Annotated in this window: 13 protein-coding genes and 2 tRNA genes; 8 read left to right on the top strand and 7 right to left on the bottom strand. The window is 32.6% G+C overall.

The annotated features are described in order from the left end of the window. Positions 1-141 precede the first annotated feature (141 nt). Positions 142-1,656, bottom strand: a complete 1,515-nt coding sequence (locus IEV10_RS04595) for a GH3 auxin-responsive promoter family protein (protein ID WP_188373513.1) — start codon at positions 1,654-1,656, stop codon at positions 142-144. 102 nt (positions 1,657-1,758) lie between these two features. On the opposite strand from IEV10_RS04595, the gene IEV10_RS04600 reads away from it, so the two are divergent. Next, positions 1,759-2,550 carry a DUF2797 domain-containing protein gene (locus IEV10_RS04600; protein WP_188373514.1) on the top strand — a complete coding sequence of 264 codons (792 nt, stop codon included), beginning with the start codon at positions 1,759-1,761 and terminating at the stop codon, positions 2,548-2,550. Here the strand turns inward: IEV10_RS04600 and IEV10_RS04605 are convergent. The 4 genes from IEV10_RS04605 to IEV10_RS04620 form a co-directional block, all read right to left on the bottom strand. Then, complete coding sequence (locus IEV10_RS04605) at positions 2,547-3,176, bottom strand: LysE family transporter (RefSeq protein WP_188373515.1); 630 nt, start codon at positions 3,174-3,176, stop codon at positions 2,547-2,549. The genes IEV10_RS04600 and IEV10_RS04605 overlap by 4 nt on opposite strands. Positions 3,177-3,267: 91 nt before the next feature. Further along, complete coding sequence (gene rpsU, locus IEV10_RS04610) at positions 3,268-3,462, bottom strand: 30S ribosomal protein S21 (protein WP_087491986.1); 195 nt, start codon at positions 3,460-3,462, stop codon at positions 3,268-3,270. Positions 3,463-3,581: 119 nt separating this feature from the next. Then, the gene (locus tag IEV10_RS04615) at positions 3,582-6,215 is read right to left on the bottom strand and encodes an AsmA family protein (RefSeq protein ID WP_188373516.1); all 2,634 of its coding nucleotides are present in this window, start codon (positions 6,213-6,215) and stop codon (positions 3,582-3,584) included. Positions 6,216-6,319: 104 nt separating this feature from the next. Then, positions 6,320-7,024, bottom strand: coding sequence for a queuosine precursor transporter (locus tag IEV10_RS04620; RefSeq protein ID WP_188373517.1), 705 nt, complete (start codon positions 7,022-7,024; stop codon positions 6,320-6,322). A gap of 71 nt (positions 7,025-7,095) precedes the next feature. On the opposite strand from IEV10_RS04620, the gene folK reads away from it, so the two are divergent. Both folK and IEV10_RS04630 read left to right on the top strand, forming a co-directional pair. Next, positions 7,096-8,238 carry a 2-amino-4-hydroxy-6-hydroxymethyldihydropteridine diphosphokinase gene (gene folK / locus IEV10_RS04625; RefSeq protein WP_188373518.1) on the top strand — a complete coding sequence of 381 codons (1,143 nt, stop codon included), beginning with the start codon at positions 7,096-7,098 and terminating at the stop codon, positions 8,236-8,238. Continuing rightward, positions 8,216-8,698, top strand: a complete 483-nt coding sequence (locus IEV10_RS04630) for a GyrI-like domain-containing protein (RefSeq protein ID WP_229719590.1) — start codon at positions 8,216-8,218, stop codon at positions 8,696-8,698. The genes folK and IEV10_RS04630 overlap by 23 nt, the downstream gene beginning before the upstream one ends. On the opposite strand, the gene IEV10_RS04635 is transcribed toward IEV10_RS04630, so the two are convergent. Continuing rightward, positions 8,688-9,302: a class I SAM-dependent methyltransferase gene (locus IEV10_RS04635; RefSeq protein WP_188374190.1), complete on the bottom strand. Its 615-nt coding sequence runs from the start codon at positions 9,300-9,302 to the stop codon at positions 8,688-8,690. The genes IEV10_RS04630 and IEV10_RS04635 overlap by 11 nt on opposite strands. Before the next feature lie 34 nt (positions 9,303-9,336). After that, entirely contained in the window at positions 9,337-9,867 is a 531-nt protein-coding gene (locus IEV10_RS04640) for an RNA methyltransferase (protein WP_188373520.1), read from the bottom strand. 122 nt (positions 9,868-9,989) lie between these two features. On the opposite strand from IEV10_RS04640, the gene mutS reads away from it, so the two are divergent. From mutS to IEV10_RS04665, 5 genes are all read left to right on the top strand, one after another. After that, positions 9,990-12,602 carry a DNA mismatch repair protein MutS gene (gene mutS, locus IEV10_RS04645; protein ID WP_188374191.1) on the top strand — a complete coding sequence of 871 codons (2,613 nt, stop codon included), beginning with the start codon at positions 9,990-9,992 and terminating at the stop codon, positions 12,600-12,602. A 93-nt stretch (positions 12,603-12,695) separates the two neighbouring features. Further along, positions 12,696-12,767 (top strand) — tRNA-Gly (locus IEV10_RS04650). Between the two features lie 40 nt (positions 12,768-12,807). Further along, positions 12,808-12,891: transfer RNA gene (locus IEV10_RS04655), tRNA-Leu, on the top strand. A 162-nt stretch (positions 12,892-13,053) separates the two neighbouring features. Next, positions 13,054-15,882, top strand: coding sequence for a helix-turn-helix and ligand-binding sensor domain-containing protein (locus tag IEV10_RS04660; RefSeq protein WP_188373521.1), 2,829 nt, complete (start codon positions 13,054-13,056; stop codon positions 15,880-15,882). 309 nt (positions 15,883-16,191) lie between these two features. Continuing rightward, on the top strand, positions 16,192-19,371 hold the full coding sequence (locus IEV10_RS04665) for a glycoside hydrolase family 2 TIM barrel-domain containing protein (RefSeq protein ID WP_188373522.1): 3,180 nt from the start codon (positions 16,192-16,194) through the stop codon (positions 19,369-19,371). Positions 19,372-19,379: the final 8 nt, after the last annotated feature.

Below are 19,379 nucleotides of genomic sequence, written 5' to 3' on the forward strand. Positions count from 1 at the left end.
GGATTAATTAACTTATAATATAAGCGGTTCGTATTTTGACGTGAAAATAGGTTCAACTTATTTGTAATCAAATCATTTTAGATAAGTTACAAGATTATTCGGTATAGATTTTTTGAATGCAAATTTTAACGATTAAGCGCACTAAGAATTTAACGAAAGTAACTCATCAATATAATCTCTAGTGTTAGATAATCTTGGGACCTTATGTTGGCCACCTAATTTATCATTCTGTTTTAGCCAATCGTAAAATAAATTATGACGTGCTTGATGTATAGTAGGTTTATTTAACGTCATGTTATTGTAGCGCTTGGCTTCATAATCAGAGTTTAAAGACTTTAAAGCATTGTCAAACAATTCTGAAAAATAGCCTATACATTCAGGAGGTTTTTTAAACTCAATTAACCATTCATGAGCACCTTTTTCTTTACCTTTCATAAATATGGGTGCGGCAGTGTAATCCACAATTTCTGCACCAGTGCGTTTACATACTTTTTTAAGAGCATCTTCTGCATTTTCAATGATTAATTCTTCTCCAAAAGCATTGATATGATGTTTGGTGCGTCCAGAGACTTTAATTCTATATGGATTTAGACTTACAAACCTTACAGTATCACCAATTTTATAACGCCAAAGTCCAGCATTAGTGGTTATGATTACAGCATAGTTGGTATTGAGTTTAACTTCACTCAATGGAATTACTTTCTGTTCTTTTGTTCCATAGGTATCCATCGGAATAAATTCATAAAAAATACCATAGTCAAGCATCAAAAGTAAATCGCCAGAATAGTTTTGATCCTGAATAGCAAAAAAGCCTTCAGAGGCATTGTAAATTTCATAATATTTAAATGACTTCTTAGGAAGAATAGATCGGTATTGCTCTATATAAGGATTGAAACTTACACCGCCATGAAAGTAAACTTCGAGATTAGGCCAGATATCAAAAAGGTTATCTTTTTTTGTTTCTTCTAAAACATTATTTAGAAGAACTAGCATCCAAGATGGTACACCAGCTAAGCTTGTTACATTTTCATTTATGGTTTCATCAACAATAGCTTGGATTTTAGTTTCCCATTCACTCATCAACGATACTTTACTACTTGGAGTGCTACTAAACTCAGCCCAAAAAGGCATATTATCAATTAATATTGCTGATAAATCTCCGAAAACAGTTCCATTTTCTTTGTATAACTCTTTGCTTCCTCCAAGCCTCAAACTCTTTCCGGTAAACAATTGAGATTCAGGATTGTTGTTAAGGTACATGCATAACAAATCTTTACCAGCTGCATAATGACATTCTTCTAGAGAATCTGTGCTCACAGGAATAAATTTGCTTTTTGCATTAGTTGTGCCACTAGATTTAGCAAACCATTTTATAGGACCAGGCCAAAAAATATTTTGTTCTCCAAGACGCGAACGTTCTATTTGTGGTTGGATAGCCTCGTAGTTTACCACTGGCAAACGCTGGCTAAAATCTTCATAAGATTTAATCGAAGCAAAATCATATGTTTTACCAATTTCGGTATCCTTAGCTGTTTTTAATAGGCCAAAAAGCAATTCGTTTTGTACATCATGTGGGTATTTTAAAAACAATTCAATCTGATGGAATCGCTTTTTTAAAAACCATGAAGCAATAGAATTTACAATAGGAATTGGCATGGATTAGTTATCTTTATGCACTAAGGCAATTTGATTGTTTAGTTGGTTATTCTTAAACTTTTTTATATAAAGTTTAGATTTTAAAAATAGTAAATTTTTATTATGGTTTACACAGGTGTACTTACTAAAATGCAGACGGAATTTCAAAATCCGATTCAATATTATTTAGTTTTTAAAAACGATTTTATTCATGTAAATCAGCTACTTAATAAGTCAATAACTATGACTTACGTTGGAAGTGAATGTCTTAATTGTGGATTAAATAGAGAAATATACCGTCAAGGCTTTTGTAAAAGCTGCTTTTTTGATACACCAAATGCAGGAGATTGGATTATGCGTCCAGAATTAAGTACCGCGCATTTAGGGAAAGAAGACCGAGACATAGAATACGAAAAGAAAGTACAATTGCAACCGCATATTGTATATCTGGCTAACTCTAGTAATATTAAAGTTGGAGTTACAAGGAAGGCTCAAATCCCAACGCGCTGGATAGATCAAGGTGCTCATGAAGCTATAGAAATTGTTGAAGTGCCAAATAGATATTTAGCTGGTATAACCGAGGTTGCTCTGAAAGATTATGTTGCGGATAAAACAAATTGGCGCAAAATGCTAAAGAATGAGATTGAAGATGAGGATTTAAAAGAATGGCGCCAAAGATTAAAATCACATATTCCTACTGAAGTAAAAGACTATTTTATTGAGCATAACGAAGAGACTCATCTTCATTTTCCAGTACATCAATATCCAGAGAAACCCAAAAGTTTAAATCTTAAAAAAGAAGGCACGTATTCAGGAAATTTAGTAGGTGTAAAAGGGCAGTATTTTATTTTTGAAGACAATACCGTTTTTAATATCAGAGCTAATGAGGGTTTGGTAGTTGAAATAGGTATTTAAATAAAATACAACTTGATAAATTGCAATATGCCAACGGTAAACAAAAGTGAGCCAGTGACCTTATTTATTAACAGATTTACATTCTTAAATTTTCGTTCCATAAAAACACTAAACTTTCCATAGATGTATAGTGTAAAAACTTTACCTATATAAACGCCTAAGAAAAATAGTATAAGTACAGCTGCTGAAGATTTTACTGAAAGCATAGCAACATTGCTATTTATAATTCCATAAACTAATAACCAGTATACTAAAACAGGAGGATTTAATAAGCCTAAGAAAAAACCTGTTGCATATTTAGATTTTAAAAAGGAGTTATTGGTTTTAGATACTTTTTTTGAATTACTTTTTTTGAAGAATAGTAAGCCTCCGACACCTAATAAAATAATAGCTATTAAAACTTGAAGCCATTGATGACTCATGAAAAAATCTTTAACTAGCATATTGTAGTTTAAAGCATAATAAGATAGTATAACTTCAGCGATTCCTGCAGTTATAGCAATTTTCATTGCTAACCTCAAGTTTTGTTTTATGGTTGTATTTATAACAACAATATTAGAAGCACCTAATGGTAATGCACCAATTATAGATGTTATAATTCCTAATAAGAGGTATAAAAGTATCATAGCAACTTTGTAGCTATCACTTTTTAAACCTTACAGTTTGGACATAAAAAAAGCGACCAATTTGGTCGCTTTAAGTCTGTATTAAGATAACTTATATGTTTTCTGCATCTCTTAAACCTTGGATGTAAGACGCTTTTTGAATCTCTCTTCTACGCTTTACAGAAGGTTTTGTAAAATAACGAGACTCTCTTAAGTTTTGCATAATCTGTACATTTCTGTGCTTACGCTTATATCTTTTAAGAGCTCTTTCAATGTTTTCGCCTTCTTTGATTTCTATTTTAATCATATCTGTAATATTCTATTGTCTATTTTACTAAAGAGTGTGCAAAGATAATATCTTTTATTAAATAACTGTAATTATGTTCAAATAATTTAATACAAATTGATTTGCTATGTCCCTAGTAATTAATTATCTGAACTGTCTTTTGCTTTTTTTTTCTTATTTAAAAGTCCGCCAAGTATAGATTTTACACCATCTTTTACAGGGTCTTTAGGTTTTGTAGTTGAAGAATCGAGTTTGGTTGAGTCTTTAGATTTTGTTGGAGTTTCACCTAAAATTCCACCTAGTAAATCATTAATTTTATCCGATCCTTTGTCTATTAGTTTCTGTTTCTGAATCTCAACAAGCTGTTTCGTGAGATTTGCAACACCACTAGATAAGTCTGTTGTAATATTTGGTTTTGTAAAAGTGCCACCAATAGTTGCTGTTACTGGAATGGTTATCTTATTAATCTTGTCATCATTTATTTTCTGAATCAGATTATTAACATCATTACCTAAATATGTTGCGGGTACTTGTAATATAGCACTATAGTTCATAGTATTTGATAAACTATGAGTTCCAGAAATTTCTATAGGAATATCTTTATAGTTTATAGTAAATGGTTTTACTGAAACTTGACCATTATCGAAACTCAATTTTGTTTTCAAATCTTTTAAATCTAAGTCTTGAAAATCTATAAAATCGAATTTAGAACCTAATCCTTCGAGAATTTTGCTTTGAGAGGTTGATAACTTCGTAGTTAATAATTCAGCCAAAGCATTACCAGAAATTGTGCTTAAGTCTGGCGAAAAGGTTTCATCTAAAAGGCCATTTAATTTAATAGTAGAGTTTAGTTTCCCTTGAACAACTTTTGCAATTGGCGCTAAGGCTTTAAGCAGTTCAAGTTCTTTAAAAGATTGAGAGATATCAAACTGTTGCATAGCCAACTCCATATCAAATTTTGGTTTTTTGTCCTTTGTAGAGACATTTCCAGAAATTCCGAGTTTACCATCAAATACATCTGTGGTCATGTTACTAAGGTTTGCATTTTGGTCTTTAATTCTCAATTTTCCACTTACTTTTTTTAAATTGAGATTGTCGTAAACAACGTTTTGAGCATTAGCATGAATAACACAATCCAAGAAATCAGGAATTTTTAATGACTCGGCATCTGATGTCGTTTTATTTGAAATTTCTGAAGCTGTTTGGTCTTCTACCATAAAATCTGAAATCACAAAATTGTTAGACGTCACTTTAAAATCACCTTGCAACTTTTTATCACTAAGCAGAAACCCTAGGAGATTATTAATAATCCCAGTAGCGTATAAGTCACTTTTTCCTGTTTGTGCGTCAAACTTGTTTAGTGTTACCATTCCGGATTTTAGGCTTAAATCGGCAGTGTTAATTTGTATAGGGTTTACAATATCTTCAGACGAAAAAATAAAATTTTCAATAGAAACAGTTCCGTTGTTTTTTATGCGTTGATATGCATTGGTTTCTATAGCGTTCATGTCAAAGGAAGTGTTGAGTTTTCCTTTTAAAATTCCACTTAATTGATTGTCTAATTCTACAGGATAGGCTTTTGTAATATTTGCCAAATTTAAAACACCATCTAGATTAGCATTAACTAACATATTTTTAGTCAAGTGTTTTATATGTGCTTCAGATTTAAAAACATCTTCGTCAATTTTAAAGTTGAGTGTATTAATATCTACAAATGTATCATCGATATTTCCAGTATTGTTTTTTATAGAAGCATCAATAATTATGTTCTCAACCTTTTTTGGTAATTCAGGATATTTAAAAGACGCATTATTAGAATTGATATTAATATCTAATTGAGGAATTGTTTCATCAGAAATAAGACCCTTTATAATACCATTTACAGTGAAATTTCCAGTAGTTTCTACATTAGCAATATCTTTTGTGTAGTGCTTAGGAATCACAGCTAAAAAGTCTTTAAAAGTAGCTTCGGGATTTTTAAAACTAATAGCAATGTTTTGACCTTTTTCTACTAATTGAACAAACCCTTGAAATTCAAGTGGTAGTGCATTAATAAACCCTTTATTGTCTTTAAATGTATACGTGTTTTGTTCTAGGTCTAAATCAATTAGCGCATCTAGTTTTATGCTATTATTATTTAAATACGCGGTGCTGTCTACAGAAAGACTAATTCTTGCCTCTGTATTTGTGTCTAATTCGGAAAGCCCACCAGAAAAAATGCCATGGCCTTTATGGTTGATTTCTGTTGCGTAAAGATTGGTATTTGCACCTTGGTCAATATAGGTAAACGCGCTATTGTTAAGCTCGTAATGTTCAATGTCAAAACTAAAAGCATCAGAAGGAGTTGATGAGGTTTTTGTTGCTTCATCTTTTGATTTTACAATATCGTAGTTTACGCTACCTGCTTCATTGGTTTTTAAAGTTAGCAATAGTTCATCTGCAATGATTTCATTAATTGTTAAAGGCTCTTCAGAACCCTTGAGTAATTCACCAACTGGCATTTCAAAAGAAATGGTTTTAGCAGATGCTAATATTTCGTCTTCAAAAGGCGCAAGTGTATTGATTTTTAAGTTTTTAATGCTCACTTCGGCTTTAGGAAAGCTACTAATGAGGCTTAAGCTAATGTCATCAAAACTTAGCTCTGCATTAAGGTTTTCATTAGCATAATTCTGAACAATTGCATCAATTTTAGATTCTAAAAAGAATGGAATACTTATTAAGAGCACTATAAAAATGAGTAAAATAATGCCAATAACCTTGAATACTTTTTTCATTACTTATTAAATGATATGAATGATTACTATAGATAATACGAAATATTCTATGCAATAGTTGTGATGTCAACTAATTTTAATAATAATTTAATACCAAGAAATGATCACGTTAAATCAATTTCTTCATTGACTTTAAGCTTAAAACGTCTCCTAAATATATATACGCCTATGTATAAAAATGGTGTATCAAGTGCAGCTATGATAACTTTGAAAATAAATCCTGCGGCTAATAATCCTAAAAATTTATCCCATTCAATCTTACCAAAACTGCATAATAATACTAGTACTGTTGCAGTATCTACAAACTGCGATAAAAAAGTAGAAAAGTTATTACGAAGCCAAAGATGTTTGCCTTTTGTCAGGTTCTTCCAAAAATGATAAATCTGAATATCTACAAATTGAGCTAAAAGATATGCCATCATGCTTGCAAATACAGCAATAGCAGTGCTACCAAAGACTGTTGTAAATGTGTCATCTTGTACTGGAGCCCAAGAGGTGGCAGGTACAGCATTAGCCACATTAATGATTAGCATAGAAAAGAAAGACGCAAAAATGCCAGCAACCACTATATCATTAGCCCGCTTTTTACCATAAATTTCACTAATTAAATCTGTGATTAAAAAAGTTATTGGATAAGGCAAAATTCCTACTGAAATTTCAAAAAGCTTAGAGCCAAATATTTCGATATCTAAAGGATACCAATAAAAGAATTTCTGAAAAATAAGATTAGAAACTACAAGAGAGGTAATAAATAATGCACCTAAAAAGAGGTAGATACGTTGGGCTAGAAGCTTGTCTTTTAACTGCATCGAAATTGGTTAATAAATAGTTTAGGTAAAGATAATCTATTAATATTTCTTTTAGTTAATTTGTCTATACAATGAAACCATCAAAACTTGTTTACATAGCACTTGGTAGTAATAAGGGCAATAAGTTGCAATACTTGCAATCTGCTGTTGATGCCATCTTCGAAACCATAGGTGCGGTAAAAAAGTTATCTAAGGTCTATAAGACACCAGCACTTGGTTTTGAAGGTGATGATTTCTATAATGCTTGTATTAAAGTAGAAACATACCTTAGTCCTAAAAAGCTTCTTCAGGCACTTCAGGCTATTGAAAAAAACTTGGGGCGTTCAGAAAAAATAGCAGAAGGTTACGAGTCGCGAGAAATAGATCTAGATATTATCTTTTATGAAAGTGAAGTCATTAATGATAAAAATTTGGCGATTCCACATCCTGAAATTCAAAACAGGAAGTTTGTTTTGCAACCATTGTTAGATGTCCTGAAAGAATTTGAGCATCCATTGCTAAACAAAACTTTAGAGACGCTTTTAGAGGAGTGTGATGATGATTCTGTAATAGAACCCATAAATATCTGGCTGAAAAATCCTCGTAAATCATACGCTTTTAAAGACTATAATTACATTGCAATTGAGGGGAATATTGGCGCAGGAAAAACGAGTTTAGCAAATAAAATAGCACAAGATTTTAATGCTAAGTTGATATTAGAGCGTTTTGCAGATAATGCATTTTTGCCAAAATTTTACAAAGAACCTGAGCGTTATGCCTTTACTTTAGAAATGTCTTTTTTGGCTGACCGCTATCAGCAAATCAGTGACGATTTATCTCAGCTTGATTTGTTTAAGGATTTTATGGTTAGTGATTACGACGTTAATAAATCACTCATATTCTCTAAAGTCACATTACCTGACGATGAGTTTCGATTGTATCGTAAACTCTTTTACCAAGTTTATAAAGATATTGCCAAGCCCGATTTATATGTTTATTTGTATCAGAATACCGAAAGACTTCAAGAAAATATTAAAAAACGTGGGCGAAAATATGAAAACGATATACAGGACGAATATCTAGAAAAAATAAATTCCGGGTACTTAGAGTTTTTAAAATCTCAAACAGAACTTAATGTAAAAATCATTGACATTTCTGAGCGGGATTTTGTAAAAAACCGGAAAGACTACTTATGGATTCTAAATGAAATAAATGATGAAGTACAAGGTAGTTGAAAAAGAAGAGATTCTTGTAATTGGCTTAAAAGCTGAAGCAAATTTTCATAATATTCATTTGGTGACTCCTCAATTAGCAAGGCAGTTCATGCCAAGACTAAAAGAAGTGACATCTAGAAAAGATACGTACACACTATCATTACAACACTACAATCACTTCGATTATAAAACGTTTAATCCAAATGAGGGTTTTGAGAAATGGATTGGTGTAGAGGTTACTCATTTAGATGCAGTCCCAAAAAAGATGGAAACTCTATTCATTTTATCTGGTCGATATTTAGTAATTGACTTTGAAGGTTCAATTCCTCAATTTATAAAGCATTGGCAAAATATACATTCTACATGGTTGCCAAATTCTGAATTTGAATTAGATACTAGACCTCACTTTGAAAGATTGCCCTCAAGTTACAATCCCATGCAGAAAGTGAATGAGGAAGAAATTTGGATTCCTATAAAGTAAATAATGTGGTCACAATTTTTCCTTTATCATTTTCTAGGATGACTTCGTGAAGCAATTCTTCTTTTTTAACCTGAAAATTAAAAGGCGCTTTTAAAATCTCAACGCCACTTTGCTGTTTTAGTCTAATGCCTTGACTTGCTATTTTGTCTTTGTTAGGTGTAAAATCTCCAACTGGCAAATGCTCCGTAAGGATAATGTATTTGTAAGCTTTTAGTTTCTCTAGAATTTGCTGAATTTCAGTATTTGATAAGTGCTGAAGCACTTGTCTTATAATAACACAGTCAGCCTTAGGCAATTTGTTTTTTGAAATATCTAAGCACTGAAATTCTAAATTTTCAGCTCGAAAAAGAGCTTTGTTTCTTTCAATTAATGATTCTACGATATCAATAGCGATATAATTCTCAGCATATGTAATGAGCTCTTTTCCAATATTAAAATCGCCACAGCCCAAATCACAAACACTTAGTTTTAAGTCATGTGATTTCAAAAAATCCGAAACTGTTTCGATATATGGTTTGGCAATATTTTCTTTATGAGAACCTTCACCAGAATAATAATCAAAGGTATTTCCGCCCCAAAGGTGTTGCTTATATATCTGTTCCATGACTGCTTTTGTAGGCCAAGGGTTTTTCAAAATTTTATTGATTTAACTTTGAAAACACATCCCAAATCACAACACCAGCACTTACAGAAATATTTAAAGAATGTTTGGTGCCATATTGAGGGATTTCTATCACAGTGTCACTTGTGTCGACCACATTCTGAGCTACGCCTTTTACTTCATTACCAAAAACAAAAGCATATTTAGTGCCTAGTTGAGGTTTAAAATCATTAAGCATCGTGGCGTTTTCGGCTTGTTCAATAGAACAGATGTGTACATTTTCTGTTTTTAATTTTTTAATGACATCTAATGTACTTTCAGCATATTCCCAATCAACGGTTTCAGTACTGCCAAGTGCTGTTTTGCGTATATCATTATGTGGCGGTTTTGCCGTAATACCACACAAGTAGATTTTTTCAATTAAAAAAGCGTCACTTGTTCTAAATACCGAACCAATATTATTCAGACTCCTAATATTATCTAAAACAATCAGCATTGGTGATTTCTCAGCGTCTTTAAATTCTGAAATCTCTAAACGGTCTAATTCGCTATTTTTTAATTTTCGCATGTTGAAATCTTAGTCTTTTTGTAGATAACTTCTATTCTTTTAGCTTTATAAAACTCGGTTATTTGGCTACATTAGCAATCTTACAATCCCGATATCTATCGGAACAAAAATACATAAAACCATTGGCTAAAACCGCAAAAAAAGAAACACCATTAATGAAGCAATACAATGCCATAAAGGCAAAGTATCCCGATGCATTATTGTTATTTAGAGTAGGTGATTTCTATGAAACCTTTGGTAGCGATGCCGTAAAAGCATCTAAGATTTTAGATATTATTTTAACTAAGCGTGGAGCAGGTAGTGAGAGCGAAACAGAGTTAGCAGGATTTCCGCACCATTCTTTAAACACCTATTTGCCAAAACTGGTTAAAGCTGGTGAGCGAGTGGCCATTTGTGACCAACTTGAAGACCCTAAACAAACCAAAAAAATTGTAAAACGCGGAGTGACCGAATTAGTCACACCTGGTGTAGCTTTTAATGATGATATTCTGCATTCTAAATCTAATAATTTCTTAGCTGCAGTTCATTTTGATAAAAGACATATAGGCGTCTCGTTTTTAGATATTTCTACTGGTGAGTTTTTAACGTCTCAAGGGAATGCCGAATACATAGACAAGCTACTTCAAAACTTTAATCCAAGTGAAGTTTTAATCTCTAAGAAAAGCAGAAAAGAATTTACCAAAACTTTTGGAAATGATTTTCATACCTTTTATTTAGAAGATTGGGTATTTCAAGCCGATTACGCAAATGAAACTTTGGTCAAACATTTCAATACCAAGACACTTAAAGGCTTTGGTATCGAAGATTTATATGAGGGTATTATTGCCTCAGGTGTTGTATTGCATTATTTATCCGAAACACGTCATAACAAGTTAGAACATATAGCTACTATATCGAGAATTGCTACGGATGATTATGTGTGGATGGATAAATTCACCATTCGAAATTTAGAGTTATACCACTCTACTAATGCCAATGCAGTTACGCTTATCAATGTCATTGATAAGACTATTTCAGCAATGGGTGGTCGTACGCTTAAACGTTGGTTGGCTTTGCCTTTAAAGCATGCTGATAAAATAAAACAACGTCATGAGGTGGTTCGGTATTTATTAGATAACGAGCCTATTTTGCAAAAGATTCGAGGACAAATAAAGCATATTGGTGATATAGAACGTTTAATTTCAAAAATCGCCACGACTAAAGTAAGTCCACGAGAAGTCGTTCAGCTTAAAAATTCATTAGAAGCTATTGTTCCTATAAAATCTATTGCCGAAACTTGTGAGAATGAAGCTTTGAAGGAGTTAGGCGAAAACCTTAATAATTGTGATTTACTTCGCGAAAAAATTAAAGAGACACTTAATGAAGAAGCACCTGTAAATGTGTTAAAAGGTAATACTATTGCTGCAGGGTTTTCATCAGAATTAGATGAGTTAAGAGGGTTGTCTAAATCTGGAAAGGACTATCTCGATAACATGTTACTGCGCGAAAGTGAGCGAACAGGCATTACATCGCTTAAAATAGCATCTAATAATGTATTTGGCTATTATATCGAAGTGCGTAATTCGCATAAAGACAAAGTGCCAGAAGAGTGGATAAGAAAGCAAACACTGGTAAACGCTGAGCGCTACATTACAGAAGAACTTAAAGAGTACGAAGCAAAAATTTTAGGTGCAGAAGAACGTATCTTGGCTATTGAGCAACAACTATTCTCTGAGTTAATTGCCTGGATGCATCAGTTTATCATTCAGGTACAACAGAATGCACAACTCATAGGACAGTTAGATTGCCTTTGTGGATTTGCAAGTTTGGCAAAAGCTAATAACTACAATTATCCAAAAATTGACGACAGCTATGATTTGGAGATTAAAGATGGTCGTCATCCAGTAATTGAAAAGCAATTACCATTAGGTGAACCCTATATCGCTAACGATGTTTACTTAGATAGAGAATCTCAGCAAATTATTATGATTACTGGACCTAATATGTCTGGTAAATCTGCAATTTTAAGACAAACAGCTTTAATTGTTTTATTAGCTCAGATTGGAAGTTTTGTGCCTGCTCAAGAAGCTAAAATAGGACTGGTTGATAAAATATTTACCCGAGTAGGCGCTAGTGATAATATCTCTATGGGAGAATCTACTTTTATGGTAGAAATGAATGAAACTGCCTCAATTTTAAATAATATCTCAGATAGAAGTTTAGTGCTATTAGATGAGATTGGCCGTGGTACAAGTACTTATGATGGTATTTCTATTGCTTGGGCTATAAGCGAATACCTTCATGAGCATCCAGCAAAACCAAAAACTTTATTTGCAACACACTACCATGAGCTTAACGAAATGACAGAGACATTTTCTCGTATCAAGAATTTCAATGTTGCGGTAAAAGAATTGAAAGATAATGTGCTTTTTGTACGTAAGCTAGTAGAAGGTGGTAGTGAGCATAGTTTTGGTATCCATGTTGCAAAGATGGCAGGAATGCCGCAGCAAGTGATACGTCGTGCTAATAAGATATTATCAAAGTTAGAAAAGTCACATTCTAGCGAAGAATTAACAGATAAAGTAAAGACGCTTAAAGATGATTTACAATTGAGCTTTTTTAATTTAGATGACCCATTGCTAGAAGAAATAAAGGATGAAATTTTACATACAGATATTGACACACTAACACCAGTCGAAGCCTTGATGAAGCTTAACGAAATAAAACGTATGTTAATTAAGAAAAAGCAAGCTTAAAATAAATTCTATTTATTTTTAAAAAAGGCTTTGCTTTTCTAATAAATATTTTAAATTTGCATCCGCTTTTACGGCGAAAGTTCTTTAAAAATTGCGAAAGTAGCTCAGGGGTAGAGCATCACCTTGCCAAGGTGGAGGTCGTGGGTTCAAATCCCATCTTTCGCTCAAATATAATATACCAAATTAGTTACATGCGTAACTAGATGCTGAAGTGGTGGAATTGGTAGACACGTTGGACTTAAAATCCAATGACCCTTGGGTCGTGCGGGTTCAAGTCCCGCCTTCAGTACAAAGAAAAGCTTAATCGAAAGATTGAGCTTTTTTTGTTTTAAGGCTATTACAATTAAATTTTGTAAGGATTAAAAACCATACATAAATGTTGCATTGTAGCTTAAAAGCCTTTGCTCTATTGGTTTGTTTAGTTTTTACTACCTTAACAAAAAAATATTCCATGAGTTTTGATAATTTAAAAGCCTCCAAGTTTAGACTATTATTTTGTTTTGCTTTCTTTCTCTTTTATTCTGCAGTTCAATCACAAGAGCTTCCTCCTATTGAAAGGTTTTCGCCGCAAGATTATATGGCAGATGATCAGAATTGGTCCATAAGTCAGAGTAGTGAAGAAAATATATACATTGCTAATAATAAAGGGCTTTTAGAATATAATGGAGCTCGTTGGACGCTCTACAATACGCCAAACCAATCAATCTTAAGATCAGTAGCGGTTATAAACGATTTAGTTTATACAGGAAGTTATATGGATTTTGGCTGTTGGAAAAGAGATGCCTTTGGGAAGCTGATATATAAATCTCTGGCTAATAGTTTAGATGAAAATTTAGTTGAAGATGAGGAGTTCTGGAATATAATCTCCTTTGGTGAGTTTATTCTTTTTCAGTCCTTAGATCGCATTTATATTTATAATACAGAAACAGAAAAATTTAGAATAATTGATTCAGAAGCAAGAATTGTCAAAGCTTTTAAAGTAGATGAATCTATTTATTTTCAAGAAAGTGGTGTAGGTATTTCTAAAATTGAAAATGGTGAAGTTGTTAAACTTACAAATACATCAGTTTTAAGTAATCGAGAGATTGTTAATATTTTTAAGAACGACAAAGGATTGTTGTTTCAGACAAGAGAAAATGGATTTTTTGACTATCAGGAGGAGCAAATAAAAAAATGGGATATTACTGCAAATGATTTGCTTTCTAGTGTTAGTGTCTATAATAGTATAAGGCTTAGAAATGGAAATTTTATTCTTGGTACAATTTCAAACGGTGTAATTAAGCTAGATGCTGAGGGCAACTTATTGTTCCAAATTAATAAAAATTATGGCTTATCAAATAATACTGTTCTGTCTGCTTTTCAAGATATGTCAGGCAACATCTGGTTGGGATTAGATAATGGTATTAATGTACTTAACTTAAATTCCCCTTATAGAGTTTATACCGATAATCAGGGATATTTGGGGACAGTATATGCTTCAGAGAAAACAGAAGAAGCACTTTATTTAGGAACAAACCAAGGGTTATTTTATAGGTCATTAAATAGTAGTGAAAAATTTAGTTTGGTTCCAGGGACAAAGGGACAAGTTTGGTTTTTAAAGCTCATAAATGGCACTTTGTTTTGCGGGCATGATAAAGGGAGTTTTGTAATTAAAAACAGAGTTGCAATTCAAGTTTCTAAAGAAAAAGGAACTTGGAACATTAAACCTATTAATGGTAATCCAGATATGCTTATCCAAGGTAATTATAATGGGTTGAGCATTCTTGAAAAAAATCAAAACCAGAATTGGCAGTTGAAACATAAGGTTAATGGTTTTAATATATCTACACGATATTTTGAGTTTATAGATAATAAAGAGCTATTAATGAGTCATGAGTATAAAGGTGTTTATAGGATAAGATTTGATGACTCTCTTAAAAATGTTTTGAAGTATACAAAAGAAGATGTAGAAAAGGGTATTGGGTCGAGTGTAGTCAGTTATAGAGATAGTATATTATATACATTTAAAGAAGGCGTTTATGTGTATGATAAAACCAATAAAACCATAAAAAAGAGTGAATTTTTAAAAGACTTTTTCTCTGAATACAATTATGTATCAGGAAAATTAATACATGACAAAGAAAATAATAGGCTTTGGTGCTTTTTTAAAGATCAGTTGCTATATGTAGAGCCAGGTAAGTTAACAGGCCAACCAACAATTAATACTATTGATTTGCCTAGTGATTTAAGAAAAAGTAAACTGGGATTCGAAAACATACTACACTTAAGAGATGATACTTATTTAATGGGTACTACTGACGGTTATCTGGTAATTGACATAAACAAGTTTAAGAAACGAGAATATAATATATCTATTAATAATGCATCTTATGCTACATTGCAACAAGATATAAAGCCCATTAACATATCCGAAGAAGTATCATTGCAAAACAAACAAAATGATTTGTACTTCAATTATAGTATTTCAGACTTTGATAAGTTAACACCATCTTTATATCAATATAGGCTTAAAGGAATTTACGATACATGGAGTAGTTGGTCGCCAAAATCAAATATTCTTTTTGATAATTTACCTCATGGAAGTTATACTTTTGAGGCAAGAGCTAAAGTTGGTAATGATTTGTCAGTTAATACGGCTTCCTATTCCTTTACAATTCAAAAACCATGGTATTTAAAACCTCTAGCAATAGTATGCTATATACTTTTATTTCTTCTAATAGCTTCTATGATTCAGTATTTAAACAGGATGTATTATAAAAGACAAAAGCAAAAACTTGTAATCGCTAAAGAAAAAGAGTTTGAGATAAAAGAACTAGAAAATCAAAAGCAAATAATGGCTTTTAAAAATAAAACACTTAGGCAAGATATCGATAGTAAGAATAGAGAGCTTGGGTTATCTACAATGAATTTAATTCGTAAAAACGAATTTTTGAATACTCTTAAAAAGGAATTAAACAATATAGATGGTGGTAAAGACTTAAACAAAATCATTAAGATTATAGATAAGAATATTAATAATACCGAAGATTGGAAGTTCTTTGAAGAAGCATTTAATAATGCTGATAAAGACTTCTTAAAGAAGATTAAAAAGCTACATCCGCCATTAACACCAAATGATTTAAAGCTATGCGCTTATCTTAGACTTAATCTTTCATCAAAGGAAATAGCACCATTATTAAATATCTCGCATAGAAGTGTAGAGGTAAAGCGATATCGTTTGCGAAAAAAGATGGAATTACCGCATGAAGCAAGCTTAACAAATTATATATTAGAGATATAAATCAACAACATTTGTAGTTTTTTATACAACATTACCTATACAAATGGCTTTTTAATTATACATCACTTTATTTATAACACTTAATAAAACCTTAGTTTACAGTAGGTTTTAAGTTTTGTTTAACGTTTTATCATTTTTAACATACATTTTTTAAAGTGTATGTTTTTTATTGTGGTGAATTTTATCAAATTCGCAAAGATATGCTCTAAATTTACCAAAACCGTAAGAAAAGCGCTTTCACTTTGCTGATATCTCAATTATCAAATTGATGAAGCTTTTGTTAATTACACTTATAAATAGAAAATAATAATGAAGAAACTAATCCTTGGATTGTTTACAATCCTAATCTCAACCTCAATTTTTGCGCAAGCAGAAAAAATTTCTGTTGTTAGTGATGCTTCTGGAAAAAAGTTAGTTGTCAATGGAAAAGAATTCATTGTCAATGGTATAAATTGGGATTATGTCCCAATTGGTAATGGAATTCTTGATAAAGGAATTTGGAACCAATCAGATGATATAATAAAGTCAGCTTTAGATTCTGAAATGGCTTTGTTTAAGAATATGGGAGTAAATGCTATTCGTACATATGGGTTAGAACCTAAGTGGATTACATACATCTATGAAAACTATGGTATTTACACAATGCTAAATACGCAGTTTGGTGCTTATGGTCTTACAATAAATGGTGCATGGACCCCTCAAACCGATTATACAGATGCTGAAACTAGAAAAGTTCTCATGAAAGAGGTTACGGACATGGCTAATAAATACAAAAACACACCAGGTCTTTTAATATATATGATAGGTAACGAAAATAACTATCACTTATCATGGACGGGAGCAGAAACAGAATCAATTCCAATTGATGGTGTTGATCCAGGAATTAGACTAGCAGCTGAAGGACTTTACAAAGCATTTAATGATGCTGCATTAGAAATTAAAAAAATTGATACTTCAGTCCCAGTTGCAATATGTAATGGAGATTTACTTTATATCGATATTGTGAAACAATATTGTAAAGATATTGATATCTATGGAACTAATATGTATCGAGGTATTTCGTTTAGTGATGCTTTCCAAAAAGTAAACGATGAATTGGATATGCCAATTTTATTTGCAGAATTTGGAGCTGATGCATTCAATGCAATTGATAATAAAGAAGATCAATTTACCCAAGCATATTATAACATTGGAAACTGGAAAGAGATATATCAAAACGCAGCAGGATTAGGTAAAACAGGTAATTCAATAGGTGGTTTTACTTTTCAATCTAGTGACGGATGGTGGAAGTGGAACCAGACTAAAGATTTTGATGTTCATAATACTATTGCAACATGGCCTAACGGAGGTTACGAAAGAGATTTAGCTCCAGGTGGTAACAATATGAATGAAGAGTGGTTTGGTATTTGTGCCAAAGGACCAACTAATGAGCGTGGGCTTTATGAGTTGTATCCTCGTGCAGTATATTATGCCTTAAAAGAAGCACATCAATTAAACCCATATGATGAAGGTGTTGATTCTGATTTTGTAGAGAATTATTTTAAAAATATTAATCTTATGGATGCTGTTTTAAAAGCCAGAGGTGATAAAGCAGCACTTGGAGCCACTGACTCAGGAAAATTAAGCATAAGTCAGTTGAGTGCAAGATTTTCTACGTTTAGTACAGGTGGAAATTTGATTACAACACCAGATACTCCTGACCCTACTTCAAATACATTTCCTAATCAGTTAGGTTTTGATCATATGCAGTCGTATTTTATTGGAATTCAAGGGAAACCTGCTTCAAATATGCGAGCTAATGTTAATTTTAATATAGTAGGTAATGTGGCACAAAATCCCATAGATGAAATATTTTATGAGAACAGAGCAAGACCAGTAACTGTTGAAGGCGCAAATGGTGAAGAAATAATTCTAAATGACAATAATAGAGTTCAAGTATACAACGCTGAATTTGAATGGAATGCTAAAGACTTCGATTTAAGAGGATTTTACAGAACAGGTCATTATCATTGGGGTTATGAGGGTGACTTCTTTGGGTTATATCCAGAAGCTAATTATGGACCAAACCTAGATATTTATGGTGGTGAAATCCTAGGTGCAGAAATTGATGGTAAAGGCGCTTTTAAAGGTTTGAAAGCTGCAATTGGCCCTCAACTTTGGTGGGGAGCTAATCCTACAATGTTATTTAAATACTCTAAAAATTATAAAGGCTATGATATAACTGGTATATATCACAGAGATTTTGAAACAGATATACAAATAGATCCTGTTACCGGTCAACGTGTGCTTGATGCTAATCAGGTCCGAAGTGGTATTATTCCAGCATTTCCAACAGAAAGAGCAACTCTTGCAGTTGAAAAAGACTTTGGAAAATTTAATGTCATGGTAGGAGGTATTTGGGCAGGAAGTCCATTAAATGGCTTGACGTTTCAAGATGTAAGAGGTACACCTGGCAACTATGTAGTTTATGAAGATAGAATCCAATCTAGTGATAATTGGGGAGGTAAGTTTAAAGTTATGTACCAAGGTGGCCGCTTCAATTGGTACGGTCAGGGTTCATACATGGGCTTAGTAGCTAATGGTGGGGCTGATCAAACACAGACTTTCACAGGTTGGAGATTGAGAGACTCAGGTAGCGGAAATCAAGTTAATGTATTATCTGGATTTACATATACAGTGGGAGACTTTCAATTAGCTCCAAACTTTATGTATCAAAAACCTTTAGTAGATCCAATGCCTAATGATGTACAAGGACCTGGACGATTGAGAAATGTTATTGACGATCCTTTTGCAGTAAGAAATGGTAACCGTGAAACTTATGGTTATGAAATGTTAGTGACTTACGATCCAACTCCTGGAACATGGATGTACGAATGGAACAATGATAGAGCTGAGGATGCAAAATTTGCTGCTAATCTTGGTTTCACATATAGAAGATTGCCTACGACTACAGATGCACATATCGGTTTCCTTGCTAATAGACAGTTTTTTGCTTTTCCGCAATCAGCACCTGCTGAAGATCTTTGGGAGATAAATTCAAGAATGGTATCTAAACTTGACAATGACTTAGGTATTATTGGAAACTTCTACTATGGAAATGGTCAAGCAAATGGAGATAGTGATAGACTGATTAAGCGTTTTGGTGGTGACATAAGAGCTATCTATAAAAAGAACATGTTACAAGCACATGTGAAAGTAAATGACTGGGGGCCTTTTGACTATCATAGAGATTTTAACCTGACGTTCCCTTTGCAGCTTATGCTTGATTTATCAACTAGTATTGGAAAGCCAGACTGGTTTATTTTGCCGAGCACTCGAATTGGGATTAGAGGCACATGGAGATCCTTAAATGAGTTTTCACCTCGATTTGGGCCAAACTTTGTTGCACCAAATACGTTCCCTCCTGTACCACCAATAAGTGCTGTAGGTTTTGATAATGGGCAAGAATGGGAGATTAGAACTTATGTACACATTAACATTGGAAAATAATTTTTAAG

Origin of the sequence: Winogradskyella haliclonae (assembly GCF_014635865.1) — a bacterium.
Lineage (GTDB): Bacteria > Bacteroidota > Bacteroidia > Flavobacteriales > Flavobacteriaceae > Winogradskyella > Winogradskyella haliclonae.

What these genes read in the sequence shown, in the direction of transcription:
- IEV10_RS04630 (WP_229719590.1), top strand. Translation starts at nt 8,216, where the DNA reads ATGATGAAGTACAAGGTAGTTGAAAAAGAAGAGATTCTTGTAATTGGC.
- IEV10_RS04620 (WP_188373517.1), bottom strand. Translation starts at nt 7,024, where the DNA reads ATGCAGTTAAAAGACAAGCTTCTAGCCCAACGTATCTACCTCTTTTTA.
- IEV10_RS04600 (WP_188373514.1), top strand. Translation starts at nt 1,759, where the DNA reads ATGGTTTACACAGGTGTACTTACTAAAATGCAGACGGAATTTCAAAAT.
- IEV10_RS04665 (WP_188373522.1), top strand. Translation starts at nt 16,192, where the DNA reads ATGAAGAAACTAATCCTTGGATTGTTTACAATCCTAATCTCAACCTCA.
- rpsU (WP_087491986.1), bottom strand. Translation starts at nt 3,462, where the DNA reads ATGATTAAAATAGAAATCAAAGAAGGCGAAAACATTGAAAGAGCTCTT.
- IEV10_RS04635 (WP_188374190.1), bottom strand. Translation starts at nt 9,302, where the DNA reads ATGGAACAGATATATAAGCAACACCTTTGGGGCGGAAATACCTTTGAT.
- IEV10_RS04605 (WP_188373515.1), bottom strand. Translation starts at nt 3,176, where the DNA reads ATGATACTTTTATACCTCTTATTAGGAATTATAACATCTATAATTGGT.
- IEV10_RS04595 (WP_188373513.1), bottom strand. Translation starts at nt 1,656, where the DNA reads ATGCCAATTCCTATTGTAAATTCTATTGCTTCATGGTTTTTAAAAAAG.
- folK (WP_188373518.1), top strand. Translation starts at nt 7,096, where the DNA reads ATGAAACCATCAAAACTTGTTTACATAGCACTTGGTAGTAATAAGGGC.
- IEV10_RS04615 (WP_188373516.1), bottom strand. Translation starts at nt 6,215, where the DNA reads ATGAAAAAAGTATTCAAGGTTATTGGCATTATTTTACTCATTTTTATA.
- IEV10_RS04640 (WP_188373520.1), bottom strand. Translation starts at nt 9,867, where the DNA reads ATGCGAAAATTAAAAAATAGCGAATTAGACCGTTTAGAGATTTCAGAA.
- IEV10_RS04660 (WP_188373521.1), top strand. Translation starts at nt 13,054, where the DNA reads ATGAGTTTTGATAATTTAAAAGCCTCCAAGTTTAGACTATTATTTTGT.